Annotated in this window: 1 pseudogene; it reads right to left on the minus strand. The window is 61.8% G+C overall.

Features of this window, described 5'->3' with window-relative positions:
- Positions 1-1180, minus strand: a pseudogene (locus EXE44_RS16895) (hypothetical protein); the annotation flags it as partial.

Raw genomic sequence — 1180 nt, forward strand, 5'->3', positions numbered from 1 at the left:
GATACGCTCACCGTGGGCGTCGACCTGTCCCGACTCTTCGTTTTCCGCGCGCTGTTCACACCGATCGGCGCGGATGGCCTGATTCACGGTCTGCGAGCGGGTGGTCCGCTGGCGGGCAGCTGACCAATAGACCGCGCCCCATGCGATATACTCGATCGGCTTGTCTAGGAGGTCCTCGGTGTAGCCGCCCATATAGGCGGCGAGGTAGGAACCGAGGTTACCGACGTCTGCGTTCATCGATATACAGCCGTCGTCTTCCTGAAGGTAGTCGTCGATAGCGTCGTAGTCGTGTGCGGACCAACCGGCCGGGTCACACACTTCGAGATGCTTGTCAATCACCCGTTCAAACTCAGAGGCTACCGGGCGGAGATCACCGAACCCGGCACCGTCGAAATAGACGCCGACGTGAATATGAGTGTAGCAGGCATTGAGCCCGGCGTCTTTGTCGGGGTCCGCAGCGGTGCCCATTCCGTGCGGTTCTGCTTGGAGCCAGTAGCCCCACTGCTCCGAGTCCAAGTCTAGGTGATACTCCATTACGTTGCGAAGCGTGTCGCGGACGCCGCCGTAACTGAAAGCGTCGTGAATCGCGTCCATCTGCTCGACGGGCGGGAGGCGGTCGCCATCTGGGACCGATGAGGCGGTAAGCGTGAGCATCACGGTCACTGGATCGTCCCACGCGGGAGCGGCTTTGCCACCGGACGGCCGCTTTCCGCCGGACATCTGACGCTGGAGCGCGCGAGCCCGCGCGTACTGCTTCTTGCTGTACTCCTTACCCCACGCATCGGCAAGCGGAACATCAAACTCGTCTCCCGATTCCCGGTCTTCGAATCGGGCCATCATGCCGTCGTACTCGTGATGTGCGCGGAGAAAGGCGTGAATCGCGTCGAGCCACGTTCCGGCGGAGCGGGAGCGGAGCGAGTCGACGGCGAAGGAATCTTCCAGCGGGTGATCGGGGTCGACGAACTCCTTTTCCCATTCGGCTTCCGTGACGATGCGGCGGAGCTTCCGGCCGTGCGTCTCGGAAAGCGGGAGGTCAGCGAGATGTGGATACTCGGTTGCGAACTCCGTCACCCGTTCGACGACTGGATCGGCGTCTTCCTCTAATCCATTGAGAGAAGCCGTTACAGAGTTAGTCTCCTTGGAAGGCCAAGACGCGTACGGTTCGTCGGGGGCGCTCATC

Origin of the sequence: Halorubrum sp. SS7 (assembly GCF_005435055.1) — an archaeon.
GTDB classification, from domain to species: domain Archaea; phylum Halobacteriota; class Halobacteria; order Halobacteriales; family Haloferacaceae; genus Halorubrum; species Halorubrum salinarum.